Source organism: Vibrio sp. QJM3NY_27, assembly GCF_057785955.1.
Genome location: NZ_CM173511.1, coordinates 3,189,035 through 3,209,064, shown reverse-complemented (window position 1 = coordinate 3,209,064; position 20,030 = coordinate 3,189,035). Strand labels below are relative to the sequence as shown.

Annotated in this window: 21 protein-coding genes; 13 read left to right on the top strand and 8 right to left on the bottom strand. The window is 45.9% G+C overall.

From position 1 onward, the window contains the following. The first annotated feature begins 454 nt into the window (after positions 1-454). From AC3CIA_RS14460 to AC3CIA_RS14445, 4 genes are all read left to right on the top strand, one after another. Positions 455-1,666 (top strand): aspartate aminotransferase family protein, encoded by a 1,212-nt coding sequence (locus tag AC3CIA_RS14460; protein WP_488518261.1) that lies wholly within the window; start codon positions 455-457, stop codon positions 1,664-1,666. A gap of 107 nt (positions 1,667-1,773) precedes the next feature. Next, positions 1,774-2,793, top strand: coding sequence for an arginine N-succinyltransferase (astA, locus tag AC3CIA_RS14455; RefSeq protein WP_065207399.1), 1,020 nt, complete (start codon positions 1,774-1,776; stop codon positions 2,791-2,793). Between the two features lie 39 nt (positions 2,794-2,832). Further along, positions 2,833-4,290, top strand: coding sequence for a succinylglutamate-semialdehyde dehydrogenase (gene astD / locus AC3CIA_RS14450; protein ID WP_428783894.1), 1,458 nt, complete (start codon positions 2,833-2,835; stop codon positions 4,288-4,290). Positions 4,291-4,547: 257 nt separating this feature from the next. Beyond that, positions 4,548-5,339 (top strand): DUF1338 domain-containing protein, encoded by a 792-nt coding sequence (locus AC3CIA_RS14445; RefSeq protein ID WP_171313450.1) that lies wholly within the window; start codon positions 4,548-4,550, stop codon positions 5,337-5,339. Between the two features lie 184 nt (positions 5,340-5,523). Here the strand turns inward: AC3CIA_RS14445 and crp are convergent, their stop codons facing one another. From crp to AC3CIA_RS14415, 6 genes are all read right to left on the bottom strand, one after another. Continuing rightward, a complete protein-coding gene (gene crp, locus AC3CIA_RS14440) occupies positions 5,524-6,156 on the bottom strand; it encodes a cAMP-activated global transcriptional regulator CRP (protein ID WP_004729651.1) in 633 nt (210 codons plus the stop codon). A gap of 239 nt (positions 6,157-6,395) precedes the next feature. Further along, positions 6,396-7,265, bottom strand: coding sequence for a phosphoribulokinase (locus AC3CIA_RS14435; RefSeq protein ID WP_004729650.1), 870 nt, complete (start codon positions 7,263-7,265; stop codon positions 6,396-6,398). 77 nt (positions 7,266-7,342) lie between these two features. Then, a complete protein-coding gene (locus AC3CIA_RS14430; RefSeq protein ID WP_004729649.1) occupies positions 7,343-7,555 on the bottom strand; it encodes a YheU family protein in 213 nt (70 codons plus the stop codon). Positions 7,556-7,654: 99 nt separating this feature from the next. After that, the gene (locus tag AC3CIA_RS14425; protein ID WP_249632098.1) at positions 7,655-8,647 is read right to left on the bottom strand and encodes a hydrolase; all 993 of its coding nucleotides are present in this window, start codon (positions 8,645-8,647) and stop codon (positions 7,655-7,657) included. Positions 8,648-8,923: 276 nt separating this feature from the next. Then, a complete protein-coding gene (locus AC3CIA_RS14420; protein ID WP_004729647.1) occupies positions 8,924-9,394 on the bottom strand; it encodes a TIGR02444 family protein in 471 nt (156 codons plus the stop codon). Further along, positions 9,391-11,313, bottom strand: coding sequence for an ABC transporter ATP-binding protein (locus tag AC3CIA_RS14415; protein WP_171316612.1), 1,923 nt, complete (start codon positions 11,311-11,313; stop codon positions 9,391-9,393). The genes AC3CIA_RS14420 and AC3CIA_RS14415 overlap by 4 nt, the downstream gene beginning before the upstream one ends. Positions 11,314-11,487: 174 nt before the next feature. Here AC3CIA_RS14415 and kefG point away from each other — a divergent pair, with 174 nt between their 5' ends. The 5 genes from kefG (at position 11,488) to AC3CIA_RS14390 (ending at position 16,097) form a co-directional block, all read left to right on the top strand. Continuing rightward, positions 11,488-12,072, top strand: a complete 585-nt coding sequence (gene kefG / locus AC3CIA_RS14410; protein ID WP_054548209.1) for a glutathione-regulated potassium-efflux system ancillary protein KefG — start codon at positions 11,488-11,490, stop codon at positions 12,070-12,072. Continuing rightward, positions 12,059-13,855, top strand: a complete 1,797-nt coding sequence (kefB, locus tag AC3CIA_RS14405; protein WP_029224575.1) for a glutathione-regulated potassium-efflux system protein KefB — start codon at positions 12,059-12,061, stop codon at positions 13,853-13,855. The genes kefG and kefB overlap by 14 nt, the downstream gene beginning before the upstream one ends. 162 nt (positions 13,856-14,017) lie before the next feature. Continuing rightward, positions 14,018-14,218 (top strand): YheV family putative zinc ribbon protein, encoded by a 201-nt coding sequence (locus tag AC3CIA_RS14400; RefSeq protein ID WP_086048637.1) that lies wholly within the window; start codon positions 14,018-14,020, stop codon positions 14,216-14,218. A gap of 94 nt (positions 14,219-14,312) precedes the next feature. Then, entirely contained in the window at positions 14,313-14,909 is a 597-nt protein-coding gene (slyD, locus tag AC3CIA_RS14395; protein WP_017083786.1) for a peptidylprolyl isomerase, read from the top strand. Positions 14,910-15,131: 222 nt separating this feature from the next. Next, positions 15,132-16,097 carry an isoaspartyl peptidase/L-asparaginase family protein gene (locus AC3CIA_RS14390; RefSeq protein ID WP_065207394.1) on the top strand — a complete coding sequence of 322 codons (966 nt, stop codon included), beginning with the start codon at positions 15,132-15,134 and terminating at the stop codon, positions 16,095-16,097. A 144-nt stretch (positions 16,098-16,241) separates the two neighbouring features. Here the strand turns inward: AC3CIA_RS14390 and AC3CIA_RS14385 are convergent, their stop codons facing one another. Together AC3CIA_RS14385 and AC3CIA_RS14380 are read right to left on the bottom strand one after the other, a co-directional pair. Continuing rightward, positions 16,242-16,469: a SlyX family protein gene (locus AC3CIA_RS14385; RefSeq protein ID WP_004729640.1), complete on the bottom strand. Its 228-nt coding sequence runs from the start codon at positions 16,467-16,469 to the stop codon at positions 16,242-16,244. Between the two features lie 5 nt (positions 16,470-16,474). Beyond that, positions 16,475-17,452 carry a WD40 repeat domain-containing protein gene (locus AC3CIA_RS14380; protein WP_029222056.1) on the bottom strand — a complete coding sequence of 326 codons (978 nt, stop codon included), beginning with the start codon at positions 17,450-17,452 and terminating at the stop codon, positions 16,475-16,477. Between the two features lie 131 nt (positions 17,453-17,583). Here AC3CIA_RS14380 and fkpA point away from each other — a divergent pair, with 131 nt between their 5' ends. The 4 genes from fkpA to tusC all read left to right on the top strand — a co-directional run bounded on the left by fkpA (position 17,584) and on the right by tusC (position 20,027). Beyond that, a complete protein-coding gene (fkpA, locus tag AC3CIA_RS14375; protein ID WP_004729852.1) occupies positions 17,584-18,360 on the top strand; it encodes an FKBP-type peptidyl-prolyl cis-trans isomerase in 777 nt (258 codons plus the stop codon). A gap of 205 nt (positions 18,361-18,565) precedes the next feature. Then, the gene (locus AC3CIA_RS14370; RefSeq protein WP_004729851.1) at positions 18,566-19,291 is read left to right on the top strand and encodes a helix-turn-helix transcriptional regulator; all 726 of its coding nucleotides are present in this window, start codon (positions 18,566-18,568) and stop codon (positions 19,289-19,291) included. Next, positions 19,285-19,674, top strand: coding sequence for a sulfurtransferase complex subunit TusD (gene tusD, locus AC3CIA_RS14365; protein WP_488518260.1), 390 nt, complete (start codon positions 19,285-19,287; stop codon positions 19,672-19,674). Before AC3CIA_RS14370 ends, tusD begins: the two co-directional genes overlap by 7 nt. After that, a complete protein-coding gene (gene tusC, locus AC3CIA_RS14360) occupies positions 19,671-20,027 on the top strand; it encodes a sulfurtransferase complex subunit TusC (RefSeq protein ID WP_488518259.1) in 357 nt (118 codons plus the stop codon). The genes tusD and tusC overlap by 4 nt, the downstream gene beginning before the upstream one ends. Positions 20,028-20,030 lie beyond the last annotated feature (3 nt).

Below are 20,030 nucleotides of genomic sequence, written 5' to 3'. Positions count from 1 at the left end.
TGACCCTTTCTCCGTCTAAATAAGCCAGTTAAACCTGTTAGCCCATTCGTTAAGCGTTTAAATTCGGGCGCTACGCGTCTCTTACTCCTCTGACGCTGATCACTTTTTATAACATTTCTCCCTCTTAAGGCTAAGTTTTTAGCCTATGCAAAATTATTCGCCTTATTTCGTCTCGAACCCAATATACCGCAATGCCAGTAAGGCTTTGCCGTTGCAGGTTATACGTTTAGGTAAAAAAAGCTTCATAAAACAGATTAATTGATGCATAAATAGTCACAGGTAGTGACGTTTAGCTGGTTGTTAGGGATAGCTAAAGAATAATCTACTATTGAAAACGTTAATTAAATGTAAATATAATGCTGCAGCGGGATTATGGCGAGAGAAAATATCTTTGTCTCACTTATGAACCAGTACGCTTATTTGCGAAGCTTGCGGTATCGAAAAGGAATGTACGATGACAGTGGAAAAAAAAGTAGAACGTAGTCTGTTTAATGAGGTGATGGTGCCTTGTTATAACCCAATGGAAATGATCCCGGTAAAAGGGCAAGGCGCACGCGTTTGGGAGCAACAAGGCCGAGAATATATCGACTTTGCTGGTGGTATCGCTGTGAGCTGTTTGGGTCACTGTCACCCAGCAATGGTTAACGCAGTTACTGAGCAAGCAAACAAGATTTGGCATTTAAGTAATGTCATGACCAACGAACCTGCATTGCGTCTAGCGAAGAAGCTAACCGACGTATGTTTTGCAGAAAAAGTATTCTTTGCCAACTCTGGTGCAGAAGCGAACGAAGCTGCATTGAAGCTAGCTCGTCGTTGGGCTGCGGATGTTCACGGTCCTGAGAAATCTGAAATCATTGCATTCAAACAAGGTTTCCACGGTCGCACTTTCTTTACCGTAACGGTGGGTGGTCAAGAGGCTTACTCTGATGGCTTCGGTCCTAAACCGGGCGATGTAACTCACCTGCCTTACAACGATATTGCCGCGCTAGAAGCGCACATCTCAGATCGCACATGTGCAATCATGATGGAACCTCTGCAAGGCGAGGGCGGTATCATATCTCCAACATCTGAGTTCGTGAACACGGTTCGTGAACTGTGTGACAAACACAATGCGCTGCTTATCTTTGATGAAGTGCAAACAGGTAATGGCCGTACGGGTAACTTTTACGCTTACCAAGGCCTAGGTGTGACACCTGATATCCTAAGTACAGCGAAATCACTAGGTGGCGGTTTCCCAATCGGCGCAATGCTAACGACCACCGAACTCGCGACACACCTAAAAGTCGGTACACACGGTTCTACTTACGGCGGCAACCCACTGGCGTGTGCCGTTGCTGAAGCGGTTGTTGATGTCGTTAGCCAACCTGAAACGCTAGCTGGCGTGAAAGAACGTGAAGCAATGTTCCGTGATGGTTTAGCTAAGATTAACGACAAATACCAAATATTCAGTGAAGTTCGCGGTAAAGGCTTATTGCTAGGTGCTGCACTTAATGAAGCATGGCAAGGTCGTGCTCGTGATGTATTAGTAGCAGCAGGCGAACAAGGCTTGATGGTACTGGTTGCGGGTGCAAACGTGGTTCGTTTCACGCCATCATTGGTTATCACTACACAAGAAATTGAAGAAGGTTTATCAAAACTAGACAAAGCAATCGCTACGCTAGTTTAGCCTGAGCGGCGTCATAGGAATGATCGCCATTAGAGCGATCCCATGACGTACTGCTAAAGGCCCAAGATTCTCGTTTTGGGCCTGTTTTGCATCTGGAGGGAATATTGATGCTAGTTGTTCGCCCAATAAAATTATCTGATTACGATGCGTTGCATACCTGCGCGGTTGAATCTGGTCACGGATTCACATCTCTTCCGGTTAACGAAGAACTGTTAACCAACCGTATTACTCACTCTGAATACAGCTTTGCTAAACAAGATGTGACTGAACCCGGCGACGAAGGCTACCTAATGGTTGGCTTCGATACCGAAACCGGAGAAGTCGCGGGTACCACAGGCATCGAAGCCTCAATTGGCTGGGATGTTCCGTTTTACTCTTACCACATCAGCAAAGTGGTTCACTCATCGCAGAAGCTTGGCGTTAATAACGTCGTGAAGCTACTTACTTTCGGCAATAACTACACCGGATGCAGTGAAATCTGCACACTGTTCTTACGTCCTGCTTTCCGTGGTGGATTGAATGGTCGTTTGATGTCTAAGTGTCGCTTCTTGATCATGTCAGAACACCCAGAGCGTTTCTCGAAAACGATTTTTGCTGAGATGCGTGGCGTATCAGATGCAGAAGGTAACTCTCCTTTCTGGAAATGGCTGCAAGAGCATTTCTTCTCGATTGATTTTACGCTCGCTGATTATCTAACGGGTATTGGTAAGAAAGGCTTCATTGCTGACCTAATGCCGAAGTTACCTATCTATGTGAACCTACTGAGCAAAGAAGCTCAGGCAGTAATTGGAGTGGTTCATGACAATACGCGCCCTGCACTTAAGTTGCTGGAACGTGAAGGTTTCACCAACCGTGGCTATGTCGACATCTTTGATGGGGGCCCAACGGTTGAGTGTGATCTAAGAAATATCGAATCAGTGCGTCATGCGATTCGAGCTCAAGTGACAATTGCAGAGCATTCAAGCTCTAAAGACTTCCTAATTGGTAATACCTCGTTTGAGAACTTCCGCGCAGTAGCCGCGAAAGGCGCGTATGACCAAGCTAGCGACACAGTGATTTTATCATCTGAAGTAGCAAGCGCTCTTGAAGTAAAAGAAGGCGAATTCGTTCGCATGTTGGCTCAATAAGAGCGGCGATTATCTGTCGAAGATTTTAAGGATAGAAGTATGACTCAGTGGATAGCAGGACAGTGGGTGGCAGGTCAAGGCGACGCCATGACATCAGTAAGCCCATATAATAATGAAGTCGTGTGGCAAGGCGATAGTGCAACTCCAGCACAGGTTGAATCTGCAGTAGCAGCGGCGCGTGACGCTTTCTTAGTATGGAAAAAGATGAGCTTTGCAGAGCGCGAAGCGATCGTGTTGAACTTTGCTGAGAAGGTAAAAGAGAACAGCGAAGAAATTGCACAGATTATTGCAAAAGAGACGGGTAAACCGATTTGGGAAACTCGCACTGAAGCGGGTGCGATGGCGGGTAAAATCGCTATCTCTATTCGTGCTTACCACGAACGTACGGGTGAAGCTTCACGTGAAGCCGCAGGCAACCAAATCGTACTGCGTCATCGCCCATTAGGCGTAATGGCGGTATTTGGTCCTTACAACTTCCCTGGTCACCTACCTAACGGTCATATTGTTCCGGCACTGCTATCGGGTAATACCGTGGTATTTAAGCCGTCAGAGCAGACACCTTGGACGGGTGAGTTTGCGATGAAGCTATGGCAAGAAGCTGGCCTTCCTGCTGGCGTGATTAACCTAGTGCAAGGCGCTAAAGAGACAGGTATCGCACTGGCTGATGCTAAAGGCCTTGATGGCGTGCTATTCACAGGTAGTGCGAATACTGGTCATATCCTTCACCGTCAATTCGCAGGTCAACCGGGCAAGATGTTAGCGCTAGAGATGGGCGGCAACAACCCTATGGTGATCACTGACCAATTTGGTGATGCTGACGCGACGGTTTATACCATCATTCAATCGGCTTTCATCAGTGCGGGTCAACGTTGTACATGTGCACGTCGCTTGTATGTGCCTGTTGGAGAGAAGGGCGATCAACTGCTGGACAAGCTCGTGGCTGCGACCTTGAAGATTCGTGTCGATCAGCCATTCGCTGAGCCTGCACCATTCATGGGGCCACAAATTTCTGAAGCTGCGGCTAAATTCATTCTGGACGCGCAAGCTAATCTGCAATCGTTAGGTGGTGTAAGCCTAGTCGAAGCAAAGGCGGGTGAAGCGGCGTTTGTTTCTCCGGGTATTATTGATGCAACCAACATTGCTGAATTACCAGATGAAGAGTACTTCGGTCCATTGCTGCAAGTAGTTCGTTACCAATCGCTAGAGCAAGCGGTTGAATTGGCTAATGACACGCGCTTTGGTTTGTCTGCAGGCCTAGTTTCAACAGACGATTCTGAATGGGAATACTTCGTTGACCATATCCGTGCAGGTATTGTTAACCGTAACCGCCAGCTAACAGGCGCAAGTGGTGATGCACCATTTGGTGGCCCAGGTGCTTCAGGCAACCTACGCCCAAGTGCTTACTACGCGGCTGACTACTGTGCTTACCCTATGGCATCAATGGAAGGTGGTGAAACTCAACTGCCAGCGACATTTAGCCCAGGTATTGAGCTTTAGTTTAAGCTCTTAAGCTATAAGTTCATGAATCATAAGCTTATGAGCTCTAGGTTCATGAATAACAGATTCATTCGTTAATTGTGTAATGAGGAAGCGGTGTTATCGCTTCCTTTTTCCATCACGTCCGACACCTAGATTGGGCGGTAGATAATAATAGAACAAGTATGTCACAGGCTGATGGCTGCTGACCCTGTGTCCAGCCTCTCCCTCTCTAATCCAAATTACTAGCTTGCTAGAACCTCTGACAAGGAGTCACCATGACGCCCGATCTACTCTTTAAATCACTATGGGACGATTACATTCACAGGCTTTGCCCATCGGCTGAGAAAGTTCATCATCTGCTTAAAGAAGACGAAGCCCTGATTAATGATCATATTGCACTGCGTACTTTCAATGTTGCACCGCTGGGCATTGAAACACTGGCCAAGCCTTTTCTTGAGCTAGGTTATAAAGCGTGTGGCGATTACTTGTTTGAAAGCAAGAAACTAGTGGCTAAGCACTATGAGCACCCAGACCCAAACCAACCGAAAGTGTTCATTAGTGAGTTGAAGGTAGAAGAGTGTTCAAGTGACTTACAACAGATCGTTGCTAAGTTGGTTGAGCAAGTGGACGTAAGCAAGCTTCAAGGCCATGAGTTCTTGTTTGGTGGTCGCCTTTGGGATCTGAGTTTCGCGGATTTCCAAGTGCTAGCAAAAGAGAGTGAATACGCGTCTTGGCTAGCGGCTCATGGTTACGGTGCCAACCACTTTACGGTGAGTGTGAACCAGCTTAATGAGTTCGATGAAGTACAGACTGTGAATGACTATTTGAGTGATTCAGGTTTCACTATCAATGCATCTGGCGGTCAGGTTAAAGGCTCTCCAGAGGTCTTATTAGAGCAATCATCTACAATGGCAGACAAAGTGCCAGTTTCATTTGTTGAAGGCAATGAGGTGATTCCTGGTGGCTTCTACGAGTTCGCTAAGCGTTATGCGATGGCGAATGGTGAGATTTATACAGGATTTGTTGCAGCATCGGCTGACAAGATCTTTGAGAGCACCAACGGTTAAAGAAAGATACGAGCACGGGCTTTACCCTAAAGATGCGGGTACGCTTCGCTTTGAGAGTGTTTGCGCTTGGACGCGGGAGGTGCTCCATTCGCATCTCGCATCTGCTCTCTAGATCTTTAGAAAACAAAAAAGCCACCAAATTTGCATTTGGTGGCTTTCAAATTTTTGGCTCAGTTAATCGAGATTAACGAGTGCCGTATACCACGATAGTTTTACCGTGTGCAGAAATTAGGTTCTGCTCTTCTAGCATCTTCAAGATACGACCTACTGTCTCACGAGAACAACCAACAATCTGGCCAATCTCTTGACGAGTGATCTTGATTTGCATGCCGTCAGGGTGAGTCATTGCATCTGGCTGTTTCGCTAGGTTAAGTAGCGTTTGAGCGATACGACCTGTTACGTCAAGGAACGCTAAGTCACCAACCTTTTGGCTAGTTACTTGTAGACGGTTTGCCATTTGCGCTGAAAGGCGCATTAGGATATCTGGGTTCACTTGGATAAGTTGACGGAATTTCTTGAAAGAAATTTCAGCTACTTCACAAGGAGATTTTGCACGAACCCATGCAGTACGCTCTTGGTCTTCTTCGAAGAGGCCAAGTTCACCAATGAAGTCACCTTGGTTTAGGTAAGAAAGAATCATTTCCTTACCTTCTTCGTCTTTGATAAGAACTGCCACAGAACCTTTAACGATGTAGTACAAGGTTTCTGCCTTTTCACCAGCATGAATCAAAGTACTTTTTGAAGGGTACTTATGAATATGACAGTGTGAAAGGAACCACTCTAATGTTGGATCGGTTTGGGGTTTACCTAGAACCATAATATCTTACTTCCTCTGCAGGGTATGCTTGCCGCTTTCCGTATTTTAGCTAAGCCTGGATTGACTTGTAGGATAAGAGCACTCGTTGAGCGCTGCAAGCTATCTTGTGTTTCGTTTAAGAATAGTATCCTTTTTCAGGTACTATTTCTTGATTTTAATCGTGACCAAGCTACGATTTTTTACGCAAAATTGTGCACATGATCACGGTATGAAAAGTAATCAACCAGAATGGTGTCTTGTTAACCTATTTTTCCGGTTTCGATGAGCTGTTGTAGGATGGGCCTTACAATGAGCTCCATAGCAAAACTCATCTTGCCGCCTGGCACCACAAGCGTGTTGTGGCGTGACATAAATGAGCCATCTATCATAGCTAGAAGGTAGGGGAAATCGACGTTTTTGATGCCACGCAAACGTATAACCACGAAGCTTTCGTCTAAACTTGGAATCCCTTTAGCGTTCAGTGGATTCGATGTATCTACGGTTGGAACACGCTGAAAGTTGATGTGAGTACGCGAAAATTGTGGGGTGATGTAATTAAGGTAATCATCCATTGAGCGAACAATGGAATCCATTACTGCTTCGCGTGAGTGCCCACGATCGCGTGTGTCACGAACGAATTTTTGGATCCACTCAAGGTTGACGATTGGCACCATACCGATCAGCAAGTCGACGTGCTGTGAGACATTGATGTCGCCATCTACCACGCCACCATGAAGACCTTCGTAGAACATCACATCGGAATTTTCTGGGATCTCTTGCCATGGCGTAAAGGTGCCTGGCATTTGATTGTAAGGCACGGCTTCATCGAAGGTATGTAGGTAACTACGGACTTTACCCGTGCCTTCATTACCGTATTGACGGAAGAACTCTTCTAATGCGCCAAAATCGTTGGCTTGTGGACCAAAGTAGCTGATGTGCTTACCTTGCTCGCGAGCCTTACGGATCTCGACATCCATCTCTGGTCGAGTGAAGCGATGGAAACTATCCCCTTCAACCCAAGCGGCCTTCACGTCCATCATATTGAACATTTTTCGGAAGGCTTCTGAGGTGGTGGTGGTGCCGGCTCCTGATGAACCCGTCACCGCAATAATTGGATGTTTAGCGGACATGACAACCCTTGTCTTTTGAGTAACTTACTTGTTAGCAATCGTTTACCACTATAACACGGCTCCTTTATGAGCGCAGCTTAGAAGCGTTTTGTGACTTGAATATCAACGGTTTCATGCAGCTCAGAAAACACGATGCTGACTTCCTTTGAGGCTAATTGATGTTTCACTTGATCAATCTTGTTTTGCAGTGAAACCTCTACGTCGCCGTAGTCTGTGCCTTCACGCAGCACGAATTCTTTAATGAGGTTTTCCAGTGTTTCTGGCGCAATGTCTTGCCATGGGATGATCATAAATACTTCTCTCTTTTATGTTCATAAATAGGTTTATTGATGTGTTGATTACTGTGTCTAGTGACGTCTACTACTCAGTCCTTAAAAAAGGCTCGGTCATTATGCCGAATCTTGGATACTTTCATAGTAAGCAGGCAACGCTTCTTCTAACCAAAACCTTGGTTTGAGCGTGCTACCGGTAATGAACCCCACATGGCCGCCTTTTTGAAACAGGCGATAGTCGATGTTGTCAGGCAACACGAACTTTGGAATTACGTCGTCTGTCATAAACGGATCGTCTTTGGCATGGATGATCTGAGTCGGTAGTTTAATCTTATTAAGTTTTGGAAGCGCTGAGCACTGAGCATAGTAGTCCTGAGCATTCTTGAACCCGTGCAGAGGCGCAGTAATCCGTTCATCAAACTCATACAGCTTGTCTATCTTCTTAATGGTTTCGGCGGTGATATCGAGCTTTTCTTGCAACAGCTTAATCTTTTTCAAGGCATTCGATTTGAGAGAGTTGAGCAGGTACTTTTTATAGAGCTTAGAGAAACCTCGCTCAATACGACTAGAGCAACAAGCCAGATCAAAAGGTGCAGAGACAATCGTCGCCGCCGACAGCAATGGGTCGTCCGCGTACTCAGCCAAATAGTTCGCCAGCATGTTACCGCCCAAAGAGATACCAACCGCTACCTTAGGGTTATTGGGAAACTGGGCGTGTAGATGTCTTAGGAAAAAGCGCGCATCTTCGACTTCACCTGAATGGTAAGCGCGAGCCAAGCGATTGGGCTTTCCGCTGCAGCCTCTAAAGTGCATCATTACTGATAGCCAGCCATCTTTAGCAAAGGCATTCATCAGTCCGTTGGCATAAGGGCTTTCAAAGCTTCCCTCTAAGCCATGGAATAGAACGAATATCGGCTTGTTACTTCGAGCCTCATTACTTGGGGTGTCACCCTCTGGCGATTCGCTCCAAGCAAGATCGAGAAAGTCACCGTCGGGTGTTTCTAAGGTTTGCCATTGAGGGTCAAACAATGCCTGCTTTCTAATAAATCGTGGCACTAAGGTTTGTAAGTGCGGATTAGATAAACCAGCGGCTGCGGTAAATATTGTCATAAAAACAGTCCATGCTTCTTTTATGGGCTTTGATAAAGTGTTGAGCTTTTAGCGAAACGCCCACGTTTTTATTTGAGCTTGGTTGATTCTCGGTATAAGCGCAAGGGTTTCACTGATACGGGTTACAAAAATAGGATGTAGGTAACTGGTTGAATATTGTCGAGATTGAGCTTCAAACATATTGCCAGTCATGCGCGCCACTCCCGTGTGAAAACGAAGAGCGATACTACCAAGGTAAGCTTGGATCTTGATTGAAGATTAGAGAAAGGAAACGCGTTAGGGTTGGGGTGCTGGTTCAGAAAAAGCGTCGTAGAGGTTTTCTGCCCCTAATAAACGACAGTATTGAAAAGCGAGTGGTGATTGCTGGTTAGCCGTAAGCTGAAGAGAATTAATGCAGTCGACGAGATCAGATTGCTGTTGCTTCTCTAACTGCAGTTCAAATTGGAGAGCTTCACGGTAGAGGGAATCGACGACTTGAGGTTTGAGGTGCTTACGCAGCTCTCGATAGCTATGAAGCAGGGTTTCAGAGCGGCTTAAGCACTGTTGTACCTTGTGCCACTCTTCTTCGGCAAAAGACAATTGCTGCTCATCGAGCCATTTGAGAAGCAGCAGTAGATTGACGTTGCCGTGGAACTGGTTTTGCAAAGCTAGGCACGCATCCTTTACACCGCGCACACTGTAATACTGAAGGCTAAATTGCCATAGTCGTTCCAGTGTTAGTGATATTGGTGCGTGCTCTGGGCTCATAAGCTATCCATATCCTGTTCCATCTGCTCAAGCTCTTCTTGAGTGGACATCCAATCCATTTCAACTTCTTCTAGCTGTGACTTACTGCTCGCTTGGAGAGCGAGTACTTTATTCAGTTTAGCCTTATTTTCAGCTTCATACAGTGAAGTGTCGGATAATTCTTGCTCAGCTTCTTCGAGAGATAGCGTTAACTTATCCATCTGCTTTTCAAATTGAGTCAGCTTTTTACGAAGTGGTGCCGTCAGTTTACGGAACTCGGCTTCTTTACGTTTCTGCTCTTTTTTCGCTGCTGCACTGTTGGCTCCGTCTTTTGCTGGTGCCAATGCTTGTGCTTCTTTGCGCTCAACTTTCTGCTGTTCGGTTAGCCACTTGTAGTAATCGCTTAAGTCACCATCAAACGGTGCCACCTGACGGTCGTGCACAAGGTATAAATCATCAGTAGTCGCACGAAGTAGGTAGCGGTCGTGCGATACGATAACCATCGCGCCTTCAAACGTTTGTAGGGCGAAGGTCAACGCCTGACGCATGTCGAGATCCAAGTGGTTGGTTGGTTCATCGAGTAACAACAGGTTCGGCTTTTGCCATACCAGTAGCGCTAATACTAAACGCGCTTTTTCACCACCCGAGAATGGCGCCACCTTGTCGAGTGCTTTTTCACCTTGGAAGCCAAAGCTACCTAGGTAGTCACGCAGTTGTTGCTCGGTGTGTTTCGGCGCAATTTGCATCATGTGCTGAAGTGGCGTTTCTTCTGGGTGCAACGTCTCCAATTGATGCTGAGCGAAGTAACCCATCTTAACGCCTTGCGAATAGCTCAGCTCACCGCCTTGCTGTTTCAGTTCACCTGAAAGCAGCTTGATTAGCGTTGATTTACCAGCACCATTTCGACCAAGCAGACCAATTCGGCTGCCGGGTACTAGATTAAGGCGAATCTTCTCTAGAATCAGATTGTCATCATAGCCCGCTGATACTTCATCCATCATCATGATTGGATTTGGTAGCGCGTCTGGCTCTCTAAACTCAAAGCTGAATGGATTATCAAACTGAGCGGGCAGCACTTGTTCCATTTTCTCTAGTGCTTTAATACGGCTTTGCGCTTGGCGAGCCTTTGATGCTTTGTAGCGGAAACGGTCAATGTAGCTCTGCATGTGAGACATTTGTTTCTGCTGCTTTTGGAACATTGCCTGCTGCAGGATTAACTTTTGTGCTCGTTGAGTTTCAAACGATGAGTAGTTACCGGTGTATTCATTGAGCTGCTGGTTTTCAACATGCACGATGCGGTTGACGATAGGATCTAAGAAGTCTCTATCGTGCGAGATAAGAACCAGTGTGCCTGGGTAGTTTTGTAACCAACGCTCTAGCCACATTACTGCGTCTAAATCCAAGTGGTTGGTAGGCTCATCGAGTAGCAGTAAGTCACTGCGACATAGAAGGGCTTGCGCTAAGTTCAAACGCATACGCCAACCACCCGAGAACTGGGTTAGGTTCCATGTCATTTGCTCTTGGCGAAAGCCTAGGCCATCCAATAACTCGGCAGCACGTGCTTTGATGCTGTAACCACCAATGGTTTCAACCTTGCCGTGGATCTCTGCGACTAATGTGCCGTTGTCGGCTTGTTCCGCTTTCTCTAGTTGATCTTCAAGGCCACGGTATTCACGGTCGCCATCAATCACGTATTCAATGGCTGTTCTTTCTAATGCTGGTGTTTCTTGAGCAACCCAAGCCATTTCCCAATGAGCTGGTTTACTGAACGAGCCTGCATCAATAGACAGTTCATCCTTGATTAGGGCGAACAGCGTAGATTTACCACAGCCGTTTTTACCAACCAAACCGATCTTGTCGCCAGGATGAAAAGTCGCAGATGCTTGGTCGAGGAGTGGCTTACCACCGCGGAGCAATTGAATATCAGAGAAAGTAATCATAATTGAAATAGCATAGAAATTAGAGGTGAACAGACGCCTGCATAGTAGGCTGAAACCAGATAAAAGTCGATCACAATGCAATTTGCGTTATGATGCCAATAACATATTAATAACTTTTGCTTAAATTCTTGTGGCCTTGCCACCGTTTAGCCCTCAAAGGAATGTTTCAAAGGAATGAGTACTACTCCCTCGACAGACAAAGCCGTGCCAAAGGTGTTAATAATCTACGCACACCCAGAGCCACACACCTCTATTGCTAATCAAATGATGGTTAAAAAGGTCGAGTCGCTCGGTCATGTCAAAATTCACGATCTCTACGCCATCTACCCAGACTTCTTTATCGATGTGCCTTATGAGCATGACTTACTCCTAGAGTACGATGTGATTGTGTTCCAGCATCCTCTGTTTATGTATTCCTGTCCTTCGTTATTGAAGGAGTGGTTTGATCGTGTGTTAGGAAAAGGATTTGCATTCGGTGAGCAGAGTGCGCTTAAAGGCAAACACTGGCGCAGCGTTATTACTACCGGTGGTAAAGAAGAGGCGTTTGGCGCCGCAGGCTATAATAAATATCCATTACAAGAGATCTTGCAACCATTCGAGTTAACCGCTGCTTTGTGTCAGATGCACTGGATATCCCCCTTAGTTTTACACTGGGCGAGAAATGTTTCGGATATGACGCTTTACCAACACGCAGAAGCGTATCGAAATTGGCTGCGAGACCCGCTACAAGATATAGGAGCGAATGATGGCTCTGACTAATGATTTTCTACAAAGTAGCGTTATATTTTTAGCGGCTGCTGTGGTTGCGGTTCCTATCGCGCAGCGAGCTGGCTTAGGTTCAGTACTCGGCTATCTATTAGCTGGCGTGGCGATTGGCCCGTGGGGGCTTGGTTTAATCAGTGATGTAGAGGCGATTCTACACTTCTCCGAATTTGGGGTGGTGCTGCTGCTTTTCTTGATTGGCTTAGAGCTTAACCCTAAAAAACTGTGGCAGATGAGGGCGCCTATTCTCGGACTCGGTGGTGCGCAAGTGCTGATCACCACCTTGATTATTACCGCCATCGCCTGTTTGTTCGGATTAACATGGCAAACCAGCCTCGTGATAGGTATGGGCTTGGCGCTGTCTTCCACTGCGATTGCCTTGCGTGTTATTGAAGAGCGAGAGCTTGGCGGAAAAGAAGCGGGGCAATCCGGCTTTGCAGTACTACTTTTCCAAGATATAGCAGTAATCCCTATGTTGGCGATGCTGCCTTTGCTCGCTGGTAATACGGGCGGCAGTTGGGCTGACATGTTGTGGATGCTAGGTGGTGTCATTGGCTTGCTTGTCGGTGGTCACTTCTTGTTGAGACCACTATTCCGATATGTAGTCATGAGCGGTGTGCGTGAGTTATTCACAGTTGCGGCGCTGTTATTGGTGATTGGTATTGCCGTCATCATGCAGCAGATTGGTTTGTCGATGGCACTCGGTACTTTCTTGGCGGGCGTACTTCTGGCTGAAAGTGAATATCGACATGAGCTTGAAATCGCCATAGACCCATTTAAAGGGTTACTGCTCGGCCTGTTCTTTATTTCGGTGGGTATGGCGGTGAACTTAGGTTTACTGGCAGAAAGTCCATTCGCAATATTGATCGCGGTGTCGTCTCTGGTCGTATTGAAAGGATTGGTGTTGTATGCGCTGGCTCGTATCTTCGGTACTCAAACTAAAGCGCGTAGCCGTATGGCGATGATTCTGAGCCAAGGTGGTGAATTCGCTTTCGTTATTTTTACCGCAGCGAGTGCACAAGGCATCCTAAGTGGTGACCAAGTGTCGTTCTTACTGGTTGTTGTGAGCCTTTCTATGGTGACCACGCCATTGATGCTTAAGCTGCAAGATCGTTTCTTTGCTCGTCAACTCAATCAAATCAGTGAAAGCGCAATGTCTTCGGATGTGGTTGATCGCAGCCCTCGAGTGATTATTGCGGGCTTTGGTCGTTTCGGTCAGATCATTGGGCGTCTAATGTATGCCAACAAGATTCGTATCACCGTTCTTGAAAGTGATGCCAGCCAAATCCATATCCTTAGAAAATTCGGCTACAAGGTATTCTACGGTGACTCAACTCACCTTGAACTATTACGAGCTGCGGGAGCGGATAAGGCTGAAGCCATTGTGCTGTGTACCGATTCTCCCGATGAAATCATGAAGACCGTCGATTTGTGTAAGCAGCATTTCCCGCAGTTGAAGATCTTAGCGCGTGCTCGAAGCCGTGTTGAAGCGTATCAATTACTTAACCATGGTGTGAGCAACTATTCTCGTGAAACTTTCCTTGGGGCTCTAGATTTAGGTCGTCAAACATTGACTGAACTTGGTATGCATCCATATAAAGCGAAGCGAGCAGAAGCACATTTTAGGAAATTGGATAATGGTATGCTCAAAGAGTTGCTTCCTCAGCATAGCGAAGATGCCGAGTTAGCTCAGAGAGCGAAAGAAGCTCGTAAAGAGCTTGAAGAGATCTTTGGACATGAGATGGAAAATGATCACCAATCTAGAAACTATTGGCAATAGCCTGAGCTTAGAACTTAGAACTAATCGCTTGAGCTTAGCTCTATAGTTGTTCTTAAAAACTGTAACTTAAAGAATCAATCTAATAATAAACGCGGTCTCTGCTTAGTCTCGAATAGAGCATGTGGGAAGAACTGCGAATCCAGAGTAGTAAAGGATATGAACGTGAAACAGAAAAAACGCTTTATTGCAGGGGCGAGCTGCCCAAGCTGCAAGACTCAAGACACACTCCGCTGGTGGGTTGAAAATAATATCGAGCTGGTGGAATGCGTCGATTGTGACTTCACTGAGCAGCGTAAACCGAAAACTGTAGAGAAATCTGAACACGCGAATCAAGAAATGATCGGTATTTTTAAGCCAGAATGATTGAGTTTCGTTAATTGATCCCCATAATATCCCGGTACAGAATTTTTCCTAAGCTCAACTGTTCGAGCTTAGTCCAAACCTCCTTGGAGCTCTCATGAAAATTGAAAAGAACGTAGTAGTTAGTGTTGCATATCAAGTGAAACTTGAAGATGGCGTAGTAGTTGACCAATCAACTGCAGAAGCTCCACTAGATTACCTTCACGGTCACAACAACCTAATTACAGGTCTTGAAAAAGAGCTTGAAGGCAAAGTAGCTGGCGACAAGTTCTCAGCAACGGTTACTCCAGAAGACGCTTACGGCGAGCACAACGATGACTTAGTTCAACGTGTTCCTGCAGACGTATTCCAAGGTGTTGAACAAATCGAAGTTGGCATGCGTTTCCTAGCGGATACTGACCAAGGTCCAATCCCAGTTGAAGTTACTGAAGTAGATGGCGACGAAGTTGTTGTTGATGGTAACCACATGCTAGCTGGCCAAACTCTAACGTTTGACGTTGAAGTTGTAGCCGTTCGTGAAGCGACTGAAGAAGAAGTTCAACACGGTCACGTACACCAAGAAGGCGGCTGTGGTAGCCACGGTCACGACCATGATCATGACCACGAAGGCGGTTGCTGTGGTGGCGAAGGCCATGACCACGCTGAAGAGAAAAAAGACGGCTGCTGCGGCGGCGGTAGCTGTGGTTCTCACTAATACCGAATTAGCGGTTTAGTTTAAGAATACTGAAAGCCTCCCTTGCGGAGGCTTTCTTCGTTTAGAAGTCTCGCTTTTTGAGCTGGCTTTTAATCTAGTGCAAATCTAAGTGTCCGCAAATCTAAGCATTCGTAAAAAGTTTGGTTTTCGCTATCAGACATCAAACCTTGGATGTGGTATTGATAGCACAACATTTTAAGACGACGTCAGTGGAGAGTTCGCATGTCACAGCCTTTTTCAATTGCCATTCATGGTGGTGCAGGAACTATCTTGCGAGAGCAAATGAGCGATGAATTAAAAACGGGTATTACCGAGGCTCTGGAGAAGTCGGTTTTGGCTGGCTATCAAGTGTTGCAATCGGGTGGAGATGCGCTGGATGCAGTGGTTGCGTCAGTCAAGGTGATGGAAGACAGCCCGCACTTTAATGCCGGTAAAGGCTCGGTTCTGACTCATGACGAATTTGTTGAGATGGATGCTTCTGTGATGCACGGTCGCGAAATGGATGCGGGTGCTATTGCAGGTGTCCGCCATATCAAAAATCCAATTGAACTTGCGCGTGATGTGATGCTTAAAAGCGACCATGTGCTGCTGATTGGTGAAGGCGCAGAGAAGTTTGCGTTTGAGCATGAGTATATCTTCACCGAGCAAGATTACTTCTTTACTGAGCGTCGTTATGACCAACTTCAGTCGATGAAAGAGAAAGGCATCTTTGCTTTGTCTGAAGCAAAATACGATGAGCAACAAGCTCAAAAATATCCAGATGATAAAAAGTACGGCACGGTTGGCGCAGTAGCATTAGACCAGGCCGGTAACTTAGCTGCAGCGACCAGTACCGGTGGCGTAACCAATAAAAAATACGGTCGTGTGGGAGATTCTCCAATCATCGGTGCAGGCACTGTTGCTGAAAATGGCAACGTGGCCGTATCAACGACAGGTATGGGTGAGTTCTTCCTTAGAAAGATGGTCGCCAGTGATGTGGCGGCAAGAATGCGTTATCTCAAGGAAGATGTGCATACGGCTTGTGAACACATCATTCAAGGTGAACTGAAAACCATGGGTGGCGAAGGCGGCTTGATTGCTATCGATGGCCAAGGTGATATTCACTTCGGTATGAACAGTTCAGGAATGTATCGCGCGAGTGTTGATACTAACGGCTGCGTGGAAGTGAAGATTTATGCCGATGACTAAGCTTATATTGGTTTAACTAGCTTTGGTTGAATTAGCGCAGACTAAACAAACAAAAGGGCGACAGATAAGAATCTGTCGCCCTTTTAGTTTGCATATTTCTAGTGATACACGTCACTAGAATCAATTCGTCATTTTGAACGGCGCTTAATAGTGTGGAGGTGGCGTCTCTTCTGATGCGTCAGCGAGGTTTGAGCCATCCATATTTTTCACTTTACCCACCACGAACTTCATTTGATCTTGCATTCTCGTGATCAACATCTGTTGTTGGCTAAGCGCTTCATTAAGTTCTTCAATGGTTTGTTCTTGGAAAGCCAACTGACATTCTAGGTCATTCACGCGGCTTTCTAGTTGTTCAATTCGCTTTTCTGTCATCGTTCTTAATCCACATTCCAAGCTTGGGCGATGCCCGCAGAGGTGCCCGATATCACACGGTTCTTTTCATCAAAGGCTGCATCATACACTACCGCACGGGGAGGGCGAGCATCTTTTAATGGCTCGGCATCGTGACGAGAAATGCGTTTTCCATCTTGAGTATTCCATACACTCACTTGGCTGGATGGTGTACCCGTCACCAACATACTGCCGTCGTCAGAAAAGCGAGCACTAGAGAATATCAGCTGTCGAGACCAGCTCTGCAATTGCGCTTGAGGTTCACCTGTTTCTAGATCCCAAATCATCGCTTGGTTGCCGCCATCGGAAGTAAAAGCCAATTCTCCATCCCGTTGTAGTGCAACTCGTACTACTCTTTGTTCATGCTCGAAGGTACGTAACACCAAGCCTGATTCGGTATCCCAAAGGTAAGCTTTGTAGTCGTTGCCGCCTGATAATGCGTAGCGGCCATTAGAAGAGAGGGAGACTGAATTAACTTTTTCTCGGTGAGCAAGGAACTCAAGACGGCGTCCGGTGACTAAGTCCACATAGATAGCTTTGCCATTAGACAGGCCAAGTAAGACTTTTTCACCATTGCTGGATATATCGACATCACGAATTAGGCCATCGGAAATAGACCAAAGCCCTTCAGCTTGAGTCCAAGATAAGTCCCAAACGGCGAAATTCATCTGGCTGGCGGTAATGGCGAAGCGGCCGTTGTCCGAGATGCGGATACGCGATACTTGGTTTTCTGATTGATCTTGCGGGCCGAGCTGAGCGAGCTCTTTGTTTTGGTCTAAGTCCCAGAGAAGTAAGTGTTTTTGCTGAGAGTAGAGCAGGGCGAAGCGTCCATCTCTGCTTAGGGCAAAGCTGGTGGCACCATTGGGTTCAATTTCCCAACGTTGCTCATCATCTTGAAAGAAAAAGCAACCATTTAACAAGGTGATGACAATCGTACATAGCAATGAGTGGAAAAATATTCGCATCACATCTAATAATCCGGTTTGTGTCGAAAGACATATGACTAGTATATTGTTATAACTAACGTATTCACACCAATCTAATCATTAGATTTGTGCACAATAACCAATGGCTTGGCCATTAATTGGAGAATTCAATGAAATCAGTTTTAAAAGTATCACTGCTTGCCGCAACGGTTATGCTAGCAGTTGGTTGTCAGAAAGAAGAACCAAAGGCAGAAGCTCCACAGGTAGAAGAAGCTAAAGTTGCAGCAGTAAACTTTAAAACAGAAGATGACAAAGCGGCATACGCAATCGGTGTATCTTTCGCGAACTACCTAAGCACAAGCATTGATAAGCCAAGCGAGCTAGGCATTAACCTAGACAAAGATATGGTTCTTCAAGGTATCGAAGACGTATTCGCAGAGAAAACAGCACTTAACGAAGAAGAAACTCGTGCAGCTCTAGAAGCTCTAGACAAGCGTGTTGCTGAAACAATGCAAGCACAAGCGGCAGAAAAATCTGCAGAAGTGAAGAAAGCCGGTGATGATTTCCGCGCTGAGTTCGCTAAAACTGAAGGCGTTAAGCAAACTGAATCTGGTCTACTTTACCAAGTAATGACGGCTGGTGAAGGTGCTTCTCCAAAAGACACTGATACCGTTCAAGTACACTACAAAGGTACGCTAACAGACGGTACTCAGTTCGACAGCTCTTACGATCGTGGCGAACCAGCAACATTCCCACTAAACCGCGTAATCCCAGGCTGGACTGAAGGCGTACAACTGATGCAAGTTGGTTCTAAGTACAAGTTCGTTATCCCGCCAGAGCTAGCATACGGTGAGCAAGACACACCGACTATCCCTGCTAACTCAACGCTAGTATTCGAAGTTGAACTACTTAAAATTGATAACGCTGAAGCGGCTCCTGCTCAGTAATATCAGCTAAAAGTTTTATTCTAAAATACGTTGATTGAATAAAAAGCCTAACTTTGAGTTAGGCTTTTTTTATGATTTGAAGGTGAGTATTTGATTTTTAAACTTGTTCTAAATCACTAGTTGCAATGTTAGCTAGGTGTGCAATTAAAATTTTCTGATAAACTTACATAAATTTGTTGATTTTTCACACGAAGGTAAGGAATAAGTGACTACTACAGAAACAGTCAATGCAGATGTGTTACTTGAAATGGAATCAGTCCACGTTATGCCATTCAGTGAACACGATAAAATCATTCTAAGATCTTATGAGGCCGTGGTTGACGGTATTGCGAGTCTTATCGGTCCGTTTTGTGAAATCGTTTTACACTCTTTAGAAGACCTCAATACTTCTGCGATTAAAATTGCCAACGGCGAAAATACAGGTCGTCAGGTTGGTTCGCCGATCACCGATCTCGCATTGAAGATGCTGAAAGATATTGAAGGTTCTAAACGTAACTTCTCACGTTCATACTTTACTCGCGCTAAAGGCGGAGTATTGATGAAGTCGATCACGGTTGCGATCCGCAATGGTGAAGACCGAGTGATTGGTTTGTTGTGTATTAACGTAAACTTAGATGCGCCATTCTCACAAGTACTGCAATCTTTCATGCCTACGCAAGATGCGGACGAAGCAGCATCATCAGTCAACTTTGCGAGTGATGTGGAAGAGCTTGTCGACCAGACGGTTGAACGCACCATTGAAGAAATTAATGCCGACAAATCAGTATCGAACAATACTAAGAACCGTCAAATCGTGATGGAGCTTTACGACAAAGGTATTTTCGATATTAAAGACGCGATTAACCGTGTTGCTGAGCGATTGAACATCTCTAAGCACACCGTATACCTATACATCCGACAACGTAAAACAGAGGATGAAGAGGGTTGTTAAGCTATACACTTTTAGTGAATGGACCAGTCTACGGTTCACAGTCGGCAAGAAGTGCTTACCAGTTTGCAGTGGCTCTTATTAATCAGGGCCACAAACTTCACAGTGTATTCTTCTATCAAGATGGCGTCAGTAATGGCTCTGACCTTACCGTACCTGCTAATGATGAATTCGACTTGGCTTCCGCTTGGCAAAAACTGGCGGATGAGAACAATGTTAGCCTTGAAACGTGTGTTGCTGCTGCGCTTAGACGCGGAGTGATCAGCACGGATGAAGCAACGCAACATCAATTGAGTGCATCTAACTTGGCGGCTGGGTTTACCCAAGCTGGGTTAGGGAGCTTATCTGAAGCACTTTTGACGCAAGATAGGGTTGTACAGTTTTGAGTAAATTGGCTTTTGTATTTAACACTTTTCCTCATACGACGGCAGCGGGCAGAGAAGGGCTAGACGCATTGCTAGCGGCTTCAGCCTATAGTGAAGACATTACCGTGTTCTTTGTCGGTAATGGCGTTACACAGCTTCTCAAGGCTCAACAGCCTGATGAATCCCTATCACGTGACTATATTTCTGCATTCAAGCTTATGGACCTCTACGACATCGAGCAAGTTTACGTGTGTCAACATAGCCTCAAGCAGTTTGGTCTCTCGACCGATAACTTACTGATCGATGTGACTGCGCTAGAAGTGAATGAGTTGACGCAGAAGTTAGCTCAGCGCCAAAAAATACTGACTTTCTAGGGA

Bases quoted from the DNA above. Each gene is read 5' to 3' on its own strand.
- AC3CIA_RS14460 (WP_488518261.1), top strand. From the start codon at position 455: ATGACAGTGGAAAAAAAAGTAGAACGTAGTCTGTTTAATGAGGTGATG.
- astA (WP_065207399.1), top strand. From the start codon at position 1,774: ATGCTAGTTGTTCGCCCAATAAAATTATCTGATTACGATGCGTTGCAT.
- astD (WP_428783894.1), top strand. From the start codon at position 2,833: ATGACTCAGTGGATAGCAGGACAGTGGGTGGCAGGTCAAGGCGACGCC.
- AC3CIA_RS14445 (WP_171313450.1), top strand. From the start codon at position 4,548: ATGACGCCCGATCTACTCTTTAAATCACTATGGGACGATTACATTCAC.
- crp (WP_004729651.1), bottom strand. From the start codon at position 6,156: ATGGTTCTAGGTAAACCCCAAACCGATCCAACATTAGAGTGGTTCCTT.
- AC3CIA_RS14435 (WP_004729650.1), bottom strand. From the start codon at position 7,265: ATGTCCGCTAAACATCCAATTATTGCGGTGACGGGTTCATCAGGAGCC.
- AC3CIA_RS14430 (WP_004729649.1), bottom strand. From the start codon at position 7,555: ATGATCATCCCATGGCAAGACATTGCGCCAGAAACACTGGAAAACCTC.
- AC3CIA_RS14425 (WP_249632098.1), bottom strand. From the start codon at position 8,647: ATGACAATATTTACCGCAGCCGCTGGTTTATCTAATCCGCACTTACAA.
- AC3CIA_RS14420 (WP_004729647.1), bottom strand. From the start codon at position 9,394: ATGAGCCCAGAGCACGCACCAATATCACTAACACTGGAACGACTATGG.
- AC3CIA_RS14415 (WP_171316612.1), bottom strand. From the start codon at position 11,313: ATGATTACTTTCTCTGATATTCAATTGCTCCGCGGTGGTAAGCCACTC.
- kefG (WP_054548209.1), top strand. From the start codon at position 11,488: ATGAGTACTACTCCCTCGACAGACAAAGCCGTGCCAAAGGTGTTAATA.
- kefB (WP_029224575.1), top strand. From the start codon at position 12,059: ATGGCTCTGACTAATGATTTTCTACAAAGTAGCGTTATATTTTTAGCG.
- slyD (WP_017083786.1), top strand. From the start codon at position 14,313: ATGAAAATTGAAAAGAACGTAGTAGTTAGTGTTGCATATCAAGTGAAA.
- AC3CIA_RS14390 (WP_065207394.1), top strand. From the start codon at position 15,132: ATGTCACAGCCTTTTTCAATTGCCATTCATGGTGGTGCAGGAACTATC.
- AC3CIA_RS14385 (WP_004729640.1), bottom strand. From the start codon at position 16,469: ATGACAGAAAAGCGAATTGAACAACTAGAAAGCCGCGTGAATGACCTA.
- AC3CIA_RS14380 (WP_029222056.1), bottom strand. From the start codon at position 17,452: ATGCGAATATTTTTCCACTCATTGCTATGTACGATTGTCATCACCTTG.
- fkpA (WP_004729852.1), top strand. From the start codon at position 17,584: ATGAAATCAGTTTTAAAAGTATCACTGCTTGCCGCAACGGTTATGCTA.